We start from the raw sequence: 18,169 nt of genomic DNA, 5'->3' as shown, positions 1-18,169 counted from the left end.
CTTCACACAGAGTTGATAACCCCGCCACATGGTCAAGCTGACTGTCTATCAGGGCCACATTGATGATGTCAGCATTTCTCAATTGACGTGCTAGCGCTAAAGACTTAAATTCGAATAATTACTGACTAATGTCAGCTATTATATTGAATGAAATCGAATCTATGGTATTTTCTGATATGGCTATTGAAGATTGGGTGCAGGGCTTTTCCTGTATGGTTCCTAGCCGAATACCGTGATAGTTATGGCAATTGCAACTCTGGGACGAAAAAATAATATCAGCAGAAGAATCCAAAACATAAGTATAAATAAATCAGTACATTCATTAAAAAGCCCTAGATCACTAAGACTTTTTAATGGATGTAAGTTTAGTAAATTTTAACGGGCTTCGAAATACATAGTAACTTCAAAACCGATACGGATGTCTTGAAAAGCTGGTTTGGTCCACTGCATGAGATTTCTCCTGAATGATGTTACTAGTTGATATGCAAGATTAATAAAGGGGATACCTCATGCTATTACAACCTGACCCCTGCTGTCAATTTATTAGATGTTAACTTAGAATATTTTAGCTATGAAGTTTAGCGGCAACAGTAAAGTTTACTTATGTTTATAAATATAAACCCTAATTGTGAAGTTAGTATTTAGAGGTTGTCGATGGAGTGCGCTAATTGTGGACTTCAGGTTCTGTGATTCAAAAAAGACTGTAGCTAATGCTCATTTAAGAAATAATAACCAGCTTATGTTCATTAAATAACCAAAAAAAGATTGAAGAACTCTCTTGGCTTTGGTATGTTTCAAGCCATGCTTTGATTTCATGTAATTTAAATTCTATCACGCGTAGTTCGGGCCAGTACAATTAGTACGGTCGATCGAATCCTCATTTACTATCAACAAGGAAACTGCCATGACTAGTGCTGTTGCCCGACACTCCGGCACCGCGCTGCACCCGCTGCATGCGTTTTTTTTGGCCGGAATGGTGCCTCTGTTTATCGGGGTCTTACTTAACGATTACGCCTATTGGTCCAGCTACGAGCTTCAATGGAAGAACTTCGCTTCTTGGATGCTTATAGGTGCGCTGGTATTTAATGGTTTGGCCATGCTAGGCTCAATTTTATCTCTAGTTCGCGCTGATAAGCGCATGGGTACACCAATGGCTTATTTTCTGTTGCTACTGGTCACTTTTGTACTAGGTATCCTCAACTCATTTATCCATGCAAAGGATGTCTGGGCCAGTATGCCGACTGGGCTTATTCTATCTGTTATCACTGTCATTCTGGCCTGCATTGCAACCTGGATTGGCCTCACAAGCTGGCGCATTGGAGGTACAAGATGAAATCACTCAATATCTTATCGATATCTTTTTTAGTCGCTGCTCTCTTAAGCGCATGTGGCGAAAATAATGTAAACGATGCAGAACAGTTAGGTGCCAATCCAACCTTGCCCGAATCTCAACGGGGCCTATTACCCACTTTGAAAATCGCTGAGCCAGCAGGTTGGGGAGATAACCGCCCTATAGTGCCGTCAGGTTATGAAATCACAGCTATTGCCACTGACCTTCAGATTCCACGGCAGACGCTAGTCTTGCCTAATGGTGACATACTGATTGCTGAGGGCAAGGGCGGTGGTGCACCCAAGCTACGTCCTAAAGACATTATTGCTACTTATTTCAAGGCTAAAGGTACTACATCCGTCAAAGGAGGTAACCGTCTGACTCTTCTGCGCGACAGTAATGACGACGGCACTTACGAGACACGTACTGTATTCGCCGAGAATCTGAATGCGCCTTATGGTCTTGCACTAATCGAAGACCAACTGTACGTTGCCAATCAAGATGCGGTAGTGCAATTCGATTATCAGCCCGGACAGACCACCGCTAGTGGACCGCCACGCAAACTCACCGACCTGCCTAGCATGGTCAATCATCACTGGACCAAGGCGATGACGGCCAGTCCGGATGGGCAATTCCTGTACGTGGGCATTGGTTCCAACAGCAATATTACTGAAAACGGACTGGATGTAGAGGCGGATCGCGCCATGGTCTGGGAGATCGATGCCAAAAGCGGTGCTCACCGACCTTATGCAACCGGTCTGCGCAATCCAACGGCGTTAGCTATCTTGCCTGGCACTAGCCAGTTATGGGCCGTGATCAACGAACGTGATGAGCTCGGTCCACGACTGGTACCTGATTACTTGACCTCAGTTCAAGAGGGTAAGTTTTATGGTTGGCCCTACAGCTATTGGGGACAAAATGTCGATCCGCGGGTCAAGCCAGAGCAACCTGATATGGTAGCCGCCGCGATTGCTCCAGACTACAGCCTTGGGTCGCACAAAGCTCCTTTGGGCATAGCGTTCTCAACGACAACCATGGGCGGCAAGTTCAGCGAAGGCGCATTCATCGGTGAGCATGGCAGCTGGAACCGTTCAGACCCAGCGGGTTATGACGTAGTGTTCGTCCCATTTAGCAACGGTAAGCCAGCCGGAGACCCAGTTAACTTTGTCACTGGATTCCAGGGCGAAAATGGTAAGACCTTTGGTCGACCAGTAGGCGTGACAGTGGATCCAAAAGGGGCACTCATCGTTGCCGATGACCTTTCTAATACCATTTGGCGGGTGACCCCAAATTGATAAGCAGCATGTAGCAAACCCCCTATGTGGGTTGCTTTTACCCATGTAGAGTTATCAAATAATAGCTCTCCTATCATTAGCAGAGCGAAATAGACTATAACCATGCCGGAGGTGTTTTCAGAAAATCGATACATTCATTGCTTTACTGTATGAAGGTAGGAGTGCCTTGATCTGTGTACCTTGTATCCTTCGATTGCGGGTTCTAAGGCATGTAGACAATCTTAGACGTTAGGGCTTGAATGGCTGACTATATAAAGGGGTAGTCGTCTTCTACCTCTATAAACAATAGGTGCTTTTTCATTATAGTTTGATTGGTCAATTAGATATAAAAACGCTGTAGCCCCTGAAAATTAGACAAAAAAAATCCTCACTTCCTATTTAAGGAGTGAGGATTTTAGTGCTTTTTCAAGCCATATTTGGAGCGGGAAAAGAGATTCGAACTCTCGACCCCAACCTTGGCAAGGTTATGCTCTACCACTGAGCTATTCCCGCTAATTATCAATTAACTATCGTCAGCTGATGAAGGCGTATTATACGCAGTTTTTTTTAGGTGTCAACACCTATGACGAAAAAAATTAAAGTTATTAAAATAGGCATGTCTTCTGGCCATGGATATATGTTATAACGGTTTATTATAATATGTATTCCAAAAGCTTTGTAGTACATAAATAAGCTGGGACGCACTTTATAATTTAATCGTAATCACATTCACAATTATCAATACTTACAAAGATAAGTCATAAGGATAAAAAATGAGTCAACAATATACCATCGCTGATTATTTGTTTGATCGTGTCGCAGAAGCGGGTGCATCTGAGATATTTGGCGTACCTGGTGATTTCAATTTAACTTTTTTGGATAACGTTCTAGCCTCTGACAAGCTACGCTGGGTGGGTAATACCAATGAGCTAAATGCTGGTTATGCTGCCGATGGCTATGCACGCGAGCGTGGATTTGCCGCCATGGTGACGACCTTTGGCGTAGGCGAGCTGTCAGCGATTAACGCAACCGCAGGTTCTTTTGCTGAGTATGCGCCGGTATTGCATATTGTCGGTGCACCAAGCACAGCGCTACAAGACTCAAAGCGCCGTATTCATCATTCGCTTGGTGATGGTGTATTCAACCATTTTATTAAGATGGTCGAGCCAGTGACGGTAGCCCGTGCGCAGCTTACTCCTGAAAATGCTGCCTCAGAAATTGATAGAGTGATTCGCTTGATTCTCAAAAAGCATCGTCCAGGTTACTTACTATTATCACCAGACGTCGCGCGTCAGCCTATCTATCCACCAACGACCAAGCTGATCGATAGTCAAGAAGACATTACTAGCCAAGCAGCATTATCAGATTTTAAGCAAGCCCTAACCGAGTTTTTGCCAAACAAGACTACCACACTGATGGCAGATTTGATGGTGCATCGTTTGGGATTGCAGTCACAGCTCAAAGCATTGATCGCTGAGACAGATATTCCTTATACCACGCTATCTTGGGGCAAGACACTGCTTGATGAAAATAGTGATCGTTGGGCAGGTACTTATGCGGGTGTTGCTTCGCGTCCAATTGTCAAAGATGCGGTAGAAAACTGCGAATGTCTCATCAAAGTAGGGGTGCAATATACTGACACTACTACCGCAGGGTTTAGCCAAGATATCAATGAAGATGTGGTCGTAGACTTGCATTATGAGCGTGCTTCTATCAGTGGTAAGAACTTTGCACCGATTGCGCTAAAAGACGCGCTGCAAGCCCTACATGAAGTGATGACCTCCGGCATTAATATCGTGCCAAAACCTTTCTGTGAAGAAGTTAAGCCGCACGAACAAAAAGGCAAAGACAGTGAGGCTATCCGCCAAGATGACCTATGGCACATTATCGCTGACCGCTTAGACCACAATAATTTGGTGTTTTCTGAACAAGGGACAGCCTATTTTGGTATCAGTGATGTGCGCCTGCCAGAAGGGGTGACGTCATATGGACAGCCGATGTGGGGCTCAATTGGCTATACGTTGCCTGCCAGCTTGGGCGCGGCAATCGCATCGCCAGATAAGCGTAGTGTGTTATTAATTGGGGACGGTTCAGCATTGCTAACGATCCAAGAGTTGGCGGTCATGATTCAAGAGCGCATCAATCCTGTGATCGTCTTAATCAATAACGACGGCTATACGGTAGAGCGCGCAATTCATGGCGAAAACCAATACTATAACGATATCCCTAAATGCGATTGGCAAATCATGCCGCGAGCGTTTGGCGCGACAGAAGAAAATAGTGTACTACTCAAAGCAGAGACAGCAGGCGAGCTAAAATCTGCTTTCGAAAAAGCTGCTGCGACTACCGATAAGCTTATAATGATTGAGGTAATCGCAGACAAGCATGATATACCGCCATTGCTAGCAGACATCAGCGCGGCACTAAAGCCAAAAAAGGATTAAATAACTCGTAGAAGCTTACTGAATAAAAGTAACAGCCCCATTTAGCAAAGTAGCTAGATGGGGTTTTTTGTATTTTTTATCATATGGATTAATTAATTAGCGATTGCTCTTATGTAAGTTTACAGACTTTAGTATCATGGCGGATTGGGCTACGTTCAGCCTTGATAGTCAACAGGAGATAGACCCGTCGTGATTTGGTTAAAAATGCTTATCGGCGCATTGATGGTACTGGCGATTCAAATGTTCGCCCAAACCCGATTTTTCTATTTGGCGGCACTTGCGCCACTATTCCCCACCTTTACGTTAATCAGTCACTTTATCGTTGGTACTGAGCGCAGTCCCGCAGATTTAAAGGTCGCGTTGATATTCAGTATGCTTGGCGTCATACCGCATTTGATTTATACCTTTGTGGTGTTTTTTAGCATCAGTTATATGAGTTTATACAAGGCACTGCTATTAGGTGTGGTCGCTTGGACGGTTGCGGCTGCGATTCTGGTACTGACATGGCAATACATTCAGGGTTAAGTGATATTAAGACGTAAACTCTTTTAGCATAGCAATGGAATTTTGTGGGCTTCACTGTAATATTTGAGCGTTTTCTCTTGAGGTATTTTTGTTGATCTAGGGCGTGTCTTCAATTCACCCGATAGTCATCTAAATGGGCTAAAAATGGCTAAATCTTGCCAAACAGCGTCAAATAGCTGCTTAATATCCCGATATTATCTGCGCTATTTTTCTTGTTTGACGGCAATTTATCTCATTTTTATCACCATTTTTGAAATGAAGACACGCCCTAGTATTGGCTGTTAGTTCTGATGGTGATGCTAATATCATCATAAATAATTGTCATTCATATTTTGAATAATGGCCGCTTATAATAGGCTCACTGGTGTAATATCTACTAACAGCAAGATAACGAAAACCCCATCGCAATCAATTACTATTCTTAATAATAAAAAATAGGGCTCAAAAAAATGGATACCTTAAATATCCTGTATCTCGTAGGCGCAGTACTAATTTTCGCCAGTATCATGGCGAGTACATTATCGGCGCGCTTAGGCGTACCATTGTTGTTGCTGTTTTTGATAGTGGGTATGTTGGCAGGCGAGCAGGGTATCTTGGGTATTGAGTTCTCTCAATATGCGCTAGCCAATTTCGTTGGGCAGGCAGCCTTAGCCTGTATCTTGCTAGATGGTGGTTTACGTACGTCCTTTAAATCGTTTCGAGTAGGGCTAAAACCTGCGATTACGCTGGCCACATGGGGCGTGTTGGTCACGGTCATGGTGCTAGGGGTCTTTGTCACTTGGCTGCTCGATGTCGATTGGCGCTTTGGTTTACTGATGGCAGCGATTGTCGGCTCGACCGATGCAGCAGCGGTATTTTCTCTATTACGTAATGGCGGCGTCAAGCTTAACGACCGTGTACAAGCAACGCTTGAACTTGAGTCTGGTGCCAACGATCCCTTGGCTATTTTATTAGTTACTGGTTTGATTGCCCTAAATGTAGATCCTGCTGGTCAGACAGTATTTGGCTTTTTAGTTTTATTGCTACAGCAGCTGAGCTTTGGTCTCGGCATGGGCTTATTGTTCGGTTATTTTCTATCCCGATTATTGCCCAAGGTACATTTAGCAGAAGGCATGTACGCCATTTTAATCCTCTCTGCTGGCTTGGCTGTGTTCGCCGCGACCAATCTCATTGGTGGCAGTGGATTTTTGGCGGTATACCTCACTGGTGTGTTAATCGGCAACCATAAGGTGCGCTCGACAGAGCATGTCATGCGAGTGATGGACAGCTTTGCTTGGCTGTCGCAGGCCGTGCTTTTCGTAGTATTAGGACTATTGGTCACTCCGTCAAACGTCCTCAATGTCTGGCATTATTCGGTTGCAATCGCGCTCTTTATGATCTTTGTCGCGCGTCCTATTGCCGTCTATACCAGCGTAAAACCTTTCAAATTTAAAGACAGAGAGATTGGGTTTATCTCTTGGGTTGGCTTGCGCGGTGCAGTGCCTATTACCTTGGCAATTTTACCCGTCATGGCTGGGATAGATAACGCCTTTATGCTGTTTGATATTGCCTTTGGCGTCGTGGTTCTGTCGTTGATTTTGCAAGGCACAACCATCCCGACGATGGCCAATCTGTTTAAGGTACGTATTCCAACCAATAAAGACCCAAAAGAGGAGCATGAAGTCTGGGTATCCGATAAGGCCAGTATCACGCTGTATGAGTTTGAGGCAAAGTCGGGCGCATTTGCCATTGGGCGTCATCCTATGGGTATCTCCAAAGGTATTAACCCAGATGAAATCAGTGTCTTTGCGCTAGTCCGTAATCAGCAAATCGTAGTAGTCGATGACAACACAAAGCTAAAATTCGGTGACAGTGTCTGGTATGCGATGAGAGGTAATCACGCGAGCAAAATCGCCAAGATTTTCAATGACACAACATTAGATCGCAAAGCTATCGATGACTTCTATGGCGATTGGTTGCTATCACCGAGTGTTAAGCTTGGTGATTTGCCGTTTTTTACAGGAATTATGGCATCTGAGACATTGGTAAAAACACTCAAAACGTCTGATGAAGACAGCGCAAAAAACATGTGGGAGCAAACGGTGGCCGAGTACGTGAAATCACACTTAGGTACCGCGCCAGTGTCGGGCGATACCGTTGTGGTGAGTGACGAGTGGTCATTGGTTATTAAGGAAGTCGATGACAAAGGGAAGCTAAGAACCATTGGTCTAAAGTACCAACAACCGTCTGTAGTAGTGTAATAAATCTAGTGGTATCTTATAACAAGTTCATCATCTTATTCAAAAAGTCAGCTGCTTGTTTAGGCTGATTTTCTCGATATGCCCAATGGTGCTCAACATCATAGCTTGCCTCATCAGGCAGTAGTATTTTCATCAGTCCCATACCCTCATAACGCTTTGCTAAATCACGCGGCAAGTAGCCAACATGGTGACCCGCAAGGATAAGCTGCGCTGTCGCCTCCATATGATAAGTAGTCGCGCTTAACGTCTTGGGGCGAATATGATTGATATGATGCTCTACCACATAGCCTCTTTTTATCCACGGATAGTTCTGTTCTAGGTCTTCAAAAGTTAATCCTTCCGAGTTATAAAACAGCCCATGCTCGCGTCCACAGCAGACCACTTGTTTTTCAACAAATGCTGGCTTAAAAGTCAGTAAAGGTGGAAAGCTGCCAAAATAACCCACACCAATGTCACTCTCGTTACTTAAGAGCTTTTCTAACATGCTCTCAGGGCTTTGTACGTCGATAGAGAAGTGTATTAGTGGGTTATTGCGGTAGCTGTTGGCTAGACGTTGTCTAAGTGCATCATAAAAAAATTTGGGCATCTGATCAATCAAGCAAAGCCTGATGTGCCCGCCGTGAACTGAGTCTAATTGTTTAATGTAATGCAGCTGATGTTGAAAGCTGGCGACTGATTCGGTAAAGCCCAAACATGCCTCGTAAACAGCGGCACCGTCCTCTGTGAGTTTAAATCCTGCTCGACCACGATGACACAGCGTCATGCCTAAGCGATCTTCTAAGTGGGTTAAGTGTCCACTGATCACAGAAGTAGTGACATTCAAACGTGACTGAGCGGCCGTCACGCCTTGACACTCTACGATAGCCATAAAGCTACGTAGTGTTTTGATGTCTATCTTTATCAGTTCATCCAATATCAAAAGCGGCTCCTTATTTACTAAATCAATATCATCTTTTTTTAATCGATACTGCTTTTCATAAACTTCTGATAGTGACCTATAAGCGCACTTTACTACGAAAAAATAGAAGTTTACTTCTAAATTTTACCATGGTTCCTTCTCTTATATTTATGTATTGTCAATGGCATGTAGCAAATTGTGTACTTAAACCAAATAGAACAAGGAAGTAACTTATGACATTCAATCAACCATTAAGCGGCAATGATATGCCAAGATTTGGCGGTTTCGCTTCTATGATGCGTCTGCCAACTCAAGCCGATGCTGAAGGGTTAGATGTGGCGTTCGTTGGCGTACCTTTGGATATTGGTGCATCCAACCGTAGCGGTGCAAGATTGGGTCCTAGACAGATTCGTGATGAGTCAAGAATGATTCGTCCCTATAATGTGGCCACTCGCGCTGCGCCTTTTGAGTCATTACAAGTCGCTGACATCGGCGATGTGCCTATCAATACGTTCAATCTGCTAAAAAGCGTTGATATCATCGAAAAATTCTATACCGATAAAATCGTCAAACACGGCGCGATTCCTCTAACACTAGGTGGCGATCATACTATCGCGTTGCCTATTCTGCGTGCACTTGCCAAAAAACATGGCCCTGTCGGTATGGTACATATCGATGCTCATGCTGATATCAATGATGATATGTTTGGCGAAAAAATCGCTCATGGTACGCCATTCCGCCGTGCTGTTGAAGAAAACCTCATCGATGGCAATCGTGTGGTACAGATTGGCCTACGTGGTACAGGCTATAGCGCTGAAGAGTTTGACTGGTCAACTGAGCAAGGATTCCGTGTGGTACCTGCTGAAGAGTGTTGGTATAAGTCGCTAACACCGCTCATGGCTGAAGTACGCGAAAAGCTAGGCGATGGTCCTGTCTACTTGAGCTTCGATATCGACGGTATTGATCCTGCATTTGCCCCAGGTACAGGCACTGCTGAAATCGGCGGTTTGACCTCTACTCAAGGTATCGAAATCATTCGCGGTATGCGTGGCCTAGACGTGGTCGGCGGGGATTTAGTCGAAGTATCACCACCGTATGATCCATTTGGTAACACCTCGGTATTGGCGGCGAACTTATTGTTCGAGATGCTATGCATCCTGCCGGGCGTACGCTATGACGACAAGGTTAAGGCGGTTTACTAGTCGTTATATCTCAACATGATAACCGTAAAAGGAATGGGTTATTGACAGTCTCTTATGGGTGAGATGTAGAGCATAGAGTAGCTTTATCGGCACCAGTGCAATGACTGGTATTAATATAACTCAGTTAAGGAAGACACTAATGAGTAAACCTTCTTCATTTTTTGGTCAAGATACCCTCTCTCCAAATGAAGCTGGACACAGTTTGGGTTCAATTGGTACGTTTGCGCTGTGGTTTGGTGCCAATATCGTAGTCACAACCATCTTAACTGGGATGTTGTTGGTACCAGATCTACGATTTACCACTGCTATTACGACCGTACTCATTGGTTCTTTAATCGGTGCAATTCCACTGCTTTTGGTTGGTTTGATGGGCCAGCGTACCGGTTTGCCATCGATGGCGCTAACACGTAGAGCTTATGGACCACTTGGTAGCCAGTTGATCTCACTGGTAAACATGGGCGTACTTATTGCGTGGAGCTGTATTCAGGCGCTGCTCGCTGGTATGAGTCTGAACTACGCGATTGAGGCGACCACAGGTTATAGTAACCTGCCACTATTTGTGATCTTGTGTGAGACCGTCGTGGTGCTAATTGTGTTACGTGGTCACCTCGGTATTGAGCTGGTCGAGCGCTGGGCGGCACTAGCCATGGCAGGTCTTACGGTCGTCGTGCTTTATCAACTTAACCAACATTATGATGTATCGACCCTGTTTGAGATGCCAGTTGAATCACGCAATGGTATTACGCTAGGTATTGCGTTTGATATTGTCATTGCTACTGCATTCTCTTGGATGTCCTCGGCAGCTGATTACAACCGTAACTGTAAGACTTCAAAGATTGCCGTATGGGGTACTTACTTTGGCTACATTATGGCGGCTATCGTTGCCATGGGTTTGGGTGCGACGATATCAGGGCTTTCTATCTTAAACGGTATGGAACAGACTTACGACCCAACTCGTCTACTTGCTGACTTTGGTTTTGGCCTGCCAGCTGCTCTAGTTATCTTCTTTTCAGTCATGACAACCAATGTAATGGCAGTCTATAGCGCAACGCTATCCTGCATGAACATCGCTCCTAACATGAGCTTTTGGAAACCTGCACTTATCATTGGTTTGGTCACTATCTTTGGGGCGCTGATACCAGGTATTTTAGACCAGTTTCAAAACTTCTTATTAATCGTAGGTGCACTATTTATCCCAGCATTTTCAGTCATGATTGTCGATTATTATCTTGTTGGTCAAGAAGGCTATACCGCAAAGCTGCTTGACTCTACCAAACAGTTAGGTCGTCCTACTGCAAAGATTGCTATCGCAGCCTATCTAATCGGTGCAGCGCTCGCCGCATACTGGACTTTGATAGCGCCTCCATCTTTCGGTGCTTCATTACCTGTCTTTATTATTACTGGTGGTCTTTACTGGTTAGGTGCGACTTTGTTTACTCGTCCTAATAGCGCTATCACTTCAGCTCAAAAGGAGCCATCATTATGAAATTGATGATTGCTCAAACCAATCCTTTACTGGCTGAAGCGACGGCCAATCTAGAAGCTTTAGAGTCGCTTTGTCGCCTAGCAGTAGAGGAAAAAGTAGATCTGCTCGCGTTGCCAGAGCTTGCATTTACAGGCTACAACATCTTTGAGCGTCTTGATACGCTAGCGCAGACTATCGATGGTCCAATTGTCACTGAAGCAGCTAGGCTTGCTGATAGATATAACTTGCATCTATTGTTTGGTTTCGCTGAGCGCCAGTCTAATGGTGAGTTAAGCAACTCTGCCATACTGCTAGATGACAATGGAAAACACCTTGCGACTTATAATAAGCGTCATTTATGGGATCGTGAAAACGAGTTCTTTACAGCAGGTAAAAAGTCCTGCGTGGTTGATACTAGATTTGGCAAGTTAGGTTTAATGATTTGCTACGATAATGAGTTCCCAGAGGTGGCACGAGAGTTGGCACAAGCAGGCGCAGAGGTCATCCTGTCACCGACAGCAAATATGCTGCCAAATGCAGAGCGTCAAGTACTGCAAATTCGCGCTCGTGCCATTGACAATCAATGCTTTGTTGCTTGTATCAACCGCTCAGGCGTAGAAGACACTCTTCATTACTGTGGCAATAGCATCGTCGCTGGTCCCGATGGCGAGGTAATCGGAAGGCTTGGTTTGACCGCTGGCACGATGATAGTAGATATCGATATCGCCCGTATTGATGAGAGTCGTATGCATCAAAATTATCTTAAGGACCTGCGTGTTCTTAAAGATACTCATGTCGTTAATGGAGCTGACTTATGAGTGAACAGCTATTACCTCGAATCAATCCAGAAAACTGGTATCGAACCACCACCCTCAGTGACGGAGTCACACTTATCGATGAGCCATGGATTAAGCCGTTTTTCCGCTGCAATCTGTGGCACGTACGGGGTAGCGAACGCGATTTATTAGTAGATTTTGGGTTAGGTGCTGTACCATTGCGCCGCCATGTCGCTTTGCTCGCTGATCGCGATATCGTTGGTGTTGCCAGTCACACCCATTTTGACCACATTGGCGCAGCAAATGAGTTTGACTGCTGTCATGTCCATTCTGCTGAAGCACACATCTTAGCTGAACCAGACAATGCTCGTACTTTGGCAGATATGTTTGTTAACGATGAGATGTTTGACGCGCTACCGCCTGAACCTTATGCCCATTGCGGTTATAAAATTGCTGCACCAGCGAAAATTATGCAGCTTGAAGATGGTGACGTGATTGATTTGGGCAATCGTCAGTTTGAAGTGATTCATACGCCAGGTCATTCTCCAGGTGGTATTGCCTTGTGGGAAGCTGCTAGCGAAACGCTGATTTCTGGTGACCTTATCTATGATGGCCCATTAATTGAAGATACGTGGCATAGCAACATGGCTGACTACGCCAAGAGCATGCGCCGCTTAAACGCATTGCCAGTGCGAGTCGTTCATGGTGGGCATTTCCCTAGCTTTTCAGGTAAACGTTTAAACATCATGATTGATGATTGGTTACGGCACCATGACTTGTAATGAATAGCACTCAATAACGATTAAAAATAAACCATCAGCCAATATAAAAATTTTAACTTAATACTAATTATATTTTTCAGGATGACTGACCCATGACCCAATTGACGCAAACGCCTTCTTCTTTGTCTGACACATCATCATTGACCTGTGGTGAGCTATTGGTGCAGTGGCTAGAATATTATGGTGTAGAGACCGTTTTTGGTATTCCTGGTGTACATACGGTAGAGCTGTATCGCGGCCTGCCAAATACCAATATTCGTCACGTGACGCCGCGTCACGAGCAAGGCGCTGGGTTTATGGCAGATGGTTACTACCGTGCCTCTGGCAAGATTGGCGTATGCTTTATTATCACTGGCCCTGGTATGACCAATATTATGACGGCGATGGCGCAAGCACTGGCTGATTCGATACCGATGCTAGTGATATCTAGTGTCAATAAAGTCAAAGACACGGGTAGTGGCGAAGGGCATTTGCATGAATTGCATGATCAGCAAGGTATGATTAGCAAAGTAGCATTGACGAGTAAGACTATTTGGCAACCTGAATCGCTACCGAAAGTCATTGCAGAAGCTTTTGCCTTATTTAATGGTGCGCGTCCTGGCCCTGTGCATATTCAGCTGCCTATCGATGTCATCACTGCTGATGCCCGTCATGTTGCCAAGCCGCCTAAGTTAAATGCTGTAGCAAATAGCGAAGCTGGTACAAATAGTGTGAGCCTACCGCAGGTCACAAGACCATTGCCGAATCCTACGCAGTTAGACCTAATCGTACAGTCATTAAAAACCGCAAAAAATCCTGTAATACTTTATGGAGGCGGCTGTGTCGATGTCGATCACGATGCACAGCGATTGGCAGAGCTGATAGATGCGCCAACGTTTTTGACGATTAATGCAAAAGGCTTGCTGCCACCTGGTCATCCATTAAGTTTAGGTAGCAACCAGTCATTAGAAGCAGGCCGAGCCGTGATTACCGAGGCGGATTGGGTGTTAGCGATTGGTACTGAGCTTGGCGAGACTGACTATGATGTGTTCTTTAATGGTGAGTTCAAAATCAACGGCACGCTAGTACGTATCGACTGTGATGCCCAACAATTGCAGCGTCCATTTAGAGCAGATATCGCGGTACTGTCCGATGCGCAGATGGCGATTAGTGGTTTATGCAGCCGCTTAGAAGGTCAGACATTCGATCATCAAGCACTGTCACGAGTAAACGAAGCAAAGCAGGCCATCTTGAAGGATGTAACGACAGACTTTGCGGGTCAAAATGCTTTACTGAAGCTGATTAGAGATGAGGTAGAAGACGTCATTTTCGTTGGTGATTCAACGCAGCCTGTTTATAGCGGTAACCTTGGTCTTGAAGCCTTGGCGACGCGTAAATGGTTTAACTCGTCGACAGGTTTTGGCACATTAGGTTATGGTTTGCCTGCCGCTATCGGGGCCATGGTTGGCTCAAACCTGCCTGTGGTCAGTCTAATGGGTGATGGCGGTATTCAATTTACGATTGCCGAGCTCATCTGCGCAGCCGAGCTTGAGCTACCATTGATCGTTTTGCTATGGAACAACCAAGGCTACGGTGAGATTCGTCGTTACATGGAAGAGGGCGGTTTACCACTGATTGGCGTTAACATCAAAACGCCAAACTTTGAGTCACTAGCCGCAGGGTTTGGCGCTGGCTATCGTAGAATCACTGATAAGCAGCAATTGCTAGACGCATTAAAGACAGACACAAAGGGTAAACAGCCAATCATTTATGAGATTGATGAAGCGGACGACTTTCTAAAAGAAATGGCTAAGACAGTGACTTATTTTAGTTAAAGTAATACTGGCTCAAACGCCACGAATAATCACGAGACCGATAGTCACAGGTCTAAAAAAGACAAAAAAATGACAAACGCTGGTTACGCAAGGAAGCACGTTCATGACGCCCAATGCTAGAGAAATGTCAGAAAGTAGACATGAGCAAATACCGCGTTTGTTGACGGCGCTTGCTGCTGTCGTTGGTACGACCAATGTATTGACAAAACCTAGCCAACAGCAGTCTTATGTGCAAGGTGCAATTGAGGCTATCACAGACGCTACCATTGCAGTTGTGATACCGCACTCTCTTGTGGCACTATGGCGCGTCATTAATATCTGTGCCGCTTTTGATGTGATTATTATTGCTCAAGCGGCCAATACTGGTCTGACGGGTGGCTCAACTCCGAATGGTGAGTATGACCGACCGCTGGTTATCATCTCGATGCAGTTATTGAGTGGTATTTATCTGCTCAATGACGCGACAGAACTCATCGCTTTGCCAGCTGCCACCCTTCAGCAATTAGAGTCTATCCTTGCGCCATTAGGGCGTGAGCCGCATTCAGTGCTGGGCTCTAGTTGCGTAGGTGCATCAGTGATAGGTGGCATCTGCAACAGTTCGGGCGGGATGTTGGTGCAGCGTGGACCTGCTTATACTGAGATGGCGTTATTTGCCAGACGTAACAGCTTAGGTCAGTTTGAGTTAATCAATCATCTGGGACTGGATTTAGGTACTCAGCCAGAGGAAATGCTAGAGAACCTGCAAGCTGGCACGTTTAATAAGGTCTCAAATAGCACGAGTGACAGTAAAGCCTGTACCAACCATCATTATCAGCACAAAGTACGTGATTGCGAAGCGGATACACCTGCGAGATTTAACAATGATCCCAATGGTCTGTATGAAGCGTCTGGCTCAGCTGGCAAGATCATTGTATTTGCGGTGAGGGTAGCGACCTTTGCCAAGCCCAAGCAAGAGAAAACGTTTTATGTTTCGACCAACGACGCTGATACCTTAACCACACTCAGGCAACAATGGCTAAAAAGTGAGTTAAATCTGCCCGTGTTGGCAGAGTATATGCACAAAGACTATAACGACATTACGATGCACTATGGCCGAGATACTTGTCTGAGTATGCGCTCATTACCCGCCAGCAAGATAGGGTCGCTGTATCGACTGCAAGCAAAAATTGGCTACTATCTGAATAAATGGCACCTCCCAAAGACGCTGCCAGATCGGATACTGCAACTATCATCTGCATTTATGCCGCCATCGTTACCTGCAGTTTTGAGTACGCAGGCACGCTCATATAAATACCATTTGATTATAAAAGTCGCAAATGGTTTTGATAACGACTTTGATAATGGCATTAATAACAGCTTTGATAAAGGCATTAATAAAGATTTTAATAAAACTGATGGCAACAATATCGCTGCTGCGCAGGATTTTTTGCAAAATCATCTACAGCAATATCAAGGTGCGCTGCATGTGTGTACAGAGCTTGAATCGCAATCACTGTTGGTATTTCGCAGTGCCGCGACCGCTGCTATGTTCCGTTATCATAATTTAAATCAAGACAAGTTTGGCGAGCTGTTAGCGACTGATATTGCCTTACCAAGAAACGCGACAGATTGGGACGAGATTCTACCTGCATACTTAAAAGAACAAGTCAGTAAAACCTTTTATTTGGGGCATTTTTTTTGCCATGTCATGCACCAAGACTATTTATTGAAACCGATGACCAATGCCAAGCAATTCAAGGATGAGCTGCTGGCATTTTATGATAAGCGTCATATTGAGTATCCTGCCGAACACAATGTGGGGCATGTGTATCCTGCTAAAACTGAGCTAAATTATTTTTATAAAAAACTGGATCCAACCAATTCGCTCAACCCAGGTATTGGTCAGACAGAGAAATGGAAAAACTGGCAATCATCGCCCATCAAGGAGAAGTTAAATGACGAGTTATATGGATAAGTCGCAGCAGCCGATTTTAGGGAATAATACGGTCGATCCAGAGACGCCAAAAGCAGGACAGTGGCGTGCAGCAATGTGGAAATTTTTGTTGTTTTCAGCATTGGGTATTGCGTTATTTATCATACCGTTTGAGTGGGATGGTAAAGTCACGATTTTATTGGGTGTGTTGACGGATACGCTACAAACCGCCTTAGGTGGTTTGGTGACCTATATCACGATGGCGCTCGTGACGATATCCTTTATCGGTGCGCTAGCAGTCAAAGTATTGAAGCCCAATCTGAGTGAAGGTTCGCTTGCCAAAAAACTCTTTGATATTGAGTGGTTTTGGCTTGCTATTCGGTTTTTAGGTATGGCATTTGTCTGGATGATTTTTCTACAGGTCGGTCCTGAGTTTATTATCAACCGTAATACGGGCGGTGTCATTTTTGAAGATTTGATTCCTGTTTTGATTCCGTTGTTCTTCTTTGCCATTCTATCCCTGCCATTTTTGACTGATTTTGGCTTGATGGAGTTTTTGGGTACTTTAGCCAGTAAAGTATTTATCAAACTTTTCAAATTGCCTGGTCGTTCTGCTGTCGATGCGATGTCTTCTTGGTTTGGTGCCGCGTCTATCGGCTTGCTAGTCACTATGCAAGAGTATGATAAAAGCTTTTACAGCCAACGCGAAGCCGCCATTATCGCGACCACATTTTCAGTCACTTCTATCGCCTTTACCTATGTGGTTGCCAAAACCATCGGCGTAGACAATAACTTCGTCTTCTTTTATCTGACCATTGCGCTAACCGGTTTCATCGCTGCGATTATCATGCCACGTATACCGCCATTGTCTCTCAAGCCTGATACGTATCATTCTGGCAAAAGCATGCTAGATGAAGGCATCCCTGCTGAATATACAACGTACCAATGGGCGGTCAATCGTGCCGTCACTCGTGCGCACTCTATGCCTAGCTTAGGTAAAGTGTTCAAGCGCAGTGTCCATAATCTATTTGATATCTACTTGGGACTAATTCCAGTAACCTTCGCTATCGGTACGATTGGTCTTGGTTTAGCAGAGTACACGCCTGTCTTTAACTGGATAGCGACACCGTTAGTGCCAGTACTTGAATGGTTGCAGATTCCAGAAGCGGCCAAAGCTGGCCCAGCCATGATTATGGGCTTTGCGGATATGTACTTGCCAGCTTTGGTCGGAAAAAGTATCGAAAGTGAGATGACACGATTTATCGTTGGTGCTGCCTCAATTACTCAGATTATCTACATGTCTGAAGTAGGTGCGCTGATTTTGAAGTCAAATATTAAGCTGAATGTATTAGAGCTATTTTTAATCTTCATCCTTCGCACGCTTATCAGCTTGGTAGTCATCACGTCAGTGGCGCATCTACTGTATTAGTGGCGTATCTAGTATTCACAAGGCATCTAGCCTAACGATAATATACAAATGGTCGGTTTTTCTGTAGTCAGTTAGACC

The 18,169-nt window shown here is 44.8% G+C and carries 14 protein-coding genes and 1 tRNA gene; 12 read left to right on the top strand and 3 right to left on the bottom strand.

The window, feature by feature from the left end:
* Nucleotides 1-375: 375 nt before the first annotated feature.
* Nucleotides 376-450 (bottom strand): pyrroloquinoline quinone precursor peptide PqqA, encoded by a 75-nt coding sequence (pqqA, locus tag IEE84_RS08140; protein WP_082894360.1) that lies wholly within the window; start codon nt 448-450, stop codon nt 376-378.
* Between the two features lie 454 nt (nt 451-904).
* Between pqqA and IEE84_RS08135 the strand changes: the two genes are divergently transcribed.
* Together IEE84_RS08135 and IEE84_RS08130 are read left to right on the top strand one after the other, a co-directional pair.
* On the top strand, nt 905-1,333 hold the full coding sequence (locus tag IEE84_RS08135; protein ID WP_191113809.1) for a DUF2231 domain-containing protein: 429 nt from the start codon (nt 905-907) through the stop codon (nt 1,331-1,333).
* Nucleotides 1,330-2,625: a PQQ-dependent sugar dehydrogenase gene (locus tag IEE84_RS08130; RefSeq protein ID WP_191113808.1), complete on the top strand. Its 1,296-nt coding sequence runs from the start codon at nt 1,330-1,332 to the stop codon at nt 2,623-2,625. The genes IEE84_RS08135 and IEE84_RS08130 overlap by 4 nt, the downstream gene beginning before the upstream one ends.
* Before the next feature lie 417 nt (nt 2,626-3,042).
* On the opposite strand, the gene IEE84_RS08125 is transcribed toward IEE84_RS08130, so the two are convergent.
* Nucleotides 3,043-3,117, bottom strand: a tRNA-Gly gene (locus IEE84_RS08125).
* A 260-nt stretch (nt 3,118-3,377) separates the two neighbouring features.
* On the opposite strand from IEE84_RS08125, the gene IEE84_RS08120 reads away from it, so the two are divergent.
* From IEE84_RS08120 to IEE84_RS08110, 3 genes are all read left to right on the top strand, one after another.
* Nucleotides 3,378-5,048, top strand: a complete 1,671-nt coding sequence (locus tag IEE84_RS08120; protein WP_191113807.1) for an alpha-keto acid decarboxylase family protein — start codon at nt 3,378-3,380, stop codon at nt 5,046-5,048.
* A gap of 189 nt (nt 5,049-5,237) precedes the next feature.
* A complete protein-coding gene (locus IEE84_RS08115) occupies nt 5,238-5,573 on the top strand; it encodes a GlpM family protein (protein ID WP_224737711.1) in 336 nt (111 codons plus the stop codon).
* A 449-nt stretch (nt 5,574-6,022) separates the two neighbouring features.
* Entirely contained in the window at nt 6,023-7,813 is a 1,791-nt protein-coding gene (locus IEE84_RS08110; protein WP_191113806.1) for a potassium/proton antiporter, read from the top strand.
* A 16-nt stretch (nt 7,814-7,829) separates the two neighbouring features.
* Here IEE84_RS08110 and IEE84_RS08105 read toward each other — a convergent pair whose 3' ends face one another.
* Nucleotides 7,830-8,732 carry a LysR family transcriptional regulator gene (locus IEE84_RS08105; protein ID WP_224737709.1) on the bottom strand — a complete coding sequence of 301 codons (903 nt, stop codon included), beginning with the start codon at nt 8,730-8,732 and terminating at the stop codon, nt 7,830-7,832.
* A 212-nt stretch (nt 8,733-8,944) separates the two neighbouring features.
* Here IEE84_RS08105 and speB point away from each other — a divergent pair, with 212 nt between their 5' ends.
* The 7 genes from speB to IEE84_RS08070 all read left to right on the top strand — a co-directional run bounded on the left by speB (nt 8,945) and on the right by IEE84_RS08070 (nt 18,091).
* Nucleotides 8,945-9,913, top strand: coding sequence for an agmatinase (gene speB / locus IEE84_RS08100; protein ID WP_057760617.1), 969 nt, complete (start codon nt 8,945-8,947; stop codon nt 9,911-9,913).
* A 139-nt stretch (nt 9,914-10,052) separates the two neighbouring features.
* Nucleotides 10,053-11,399, top strand: a complete 1,347-nt coding sequence (locus tag IEE84_RS08095) for a purine-cytosine permease family protein (RefSeq protein ID WP_191113805.1) — start codon at nt 10,053-10,055, stop codon at nt 11,397-11,399.
* Nucleotides 11,396-12,196, top strand: coding sequence for a carbon-nitrogen hydrolase family protein (locus tag IEE84_RS08090; RefSeq protein WP_191113804.1), 801 nt, complete (start codon nt 11,396-11,398; stop codon nt 12,194-12,196). The genes IEE84_RS08095 and IEE84_RS08090 overlap by 4 nt, the downstream gene beginning before the upstream one ends.
* Nucleotides 12,193-12,936, top strand: coding sequence for an MBL fold metallo-hydrolase (locus IEE84_RS08085; protein WP_191113803.1), 744 nt, complete (start codon nt 12,193-12,195; stop codon nt 12,934-12,936). Before IEE84_RS08090 ends, IEE84_RS08085 begins: the two co-directional genes overlap by 4 nt.
* Before the next feature lie 92 nt (nt 12,937-13,028).
* The gene (locus IEE84_RS08080; RefSeq protein ID WP_191113802.1) at nt 13,029-14,750 is read left to right on the top strand and encodes a 5-guanidino-2-oxopentanoate decarboxylase; all 1,722 of its coding nucleotides are present in this window, start codon (nt 13,029-13,031) and stop codon (nt 14,748-14,750) included.
* A gap of 103 nt (nt 14,751-14,853) precedes the next feature.
* Nucleotides 14,854-16,704: a D-lactate dehydrogenase gene (gene dld, locus IEE84_RS08075; protein WP_191113801.1), complete on the top strand. Its 1,851-nt coding sequence runs from the start codon at nt 14,854-14,856 to the stop codon at nt 16,702-16,704.
* Nucleotides 16,685-18,091 carry a YjiH family protein gene (locus IEE84_RS08070; protein WP_191113800.1) on the top strand — a complete coding sequence of 469 codons (1,407 nt, stop codon included), beginning with the start codon at nt 16,685-16,687 and terminating at the stop codon, nt 18,089-18,091. The genes dld and IEE84_RS08070 overlap by 20 nt, the downstream gene beginning before the upstream one ends.
* Nucleotides 18,092-18,169 lie beyond the last annotated feature (78 nt).

It is taken from the genome of Psychrobacter sp. 28M-43, assembly GCF_014770435.1.
Lineage (GTDB): Bacteria > Pseudomonadota > Gammaproteobacteria > Pseudomonadales > Moraxellaceae > Psychrobacter.
This window is presented reverse-complemented; position numbering and strand designations above follow the sequence as displayed.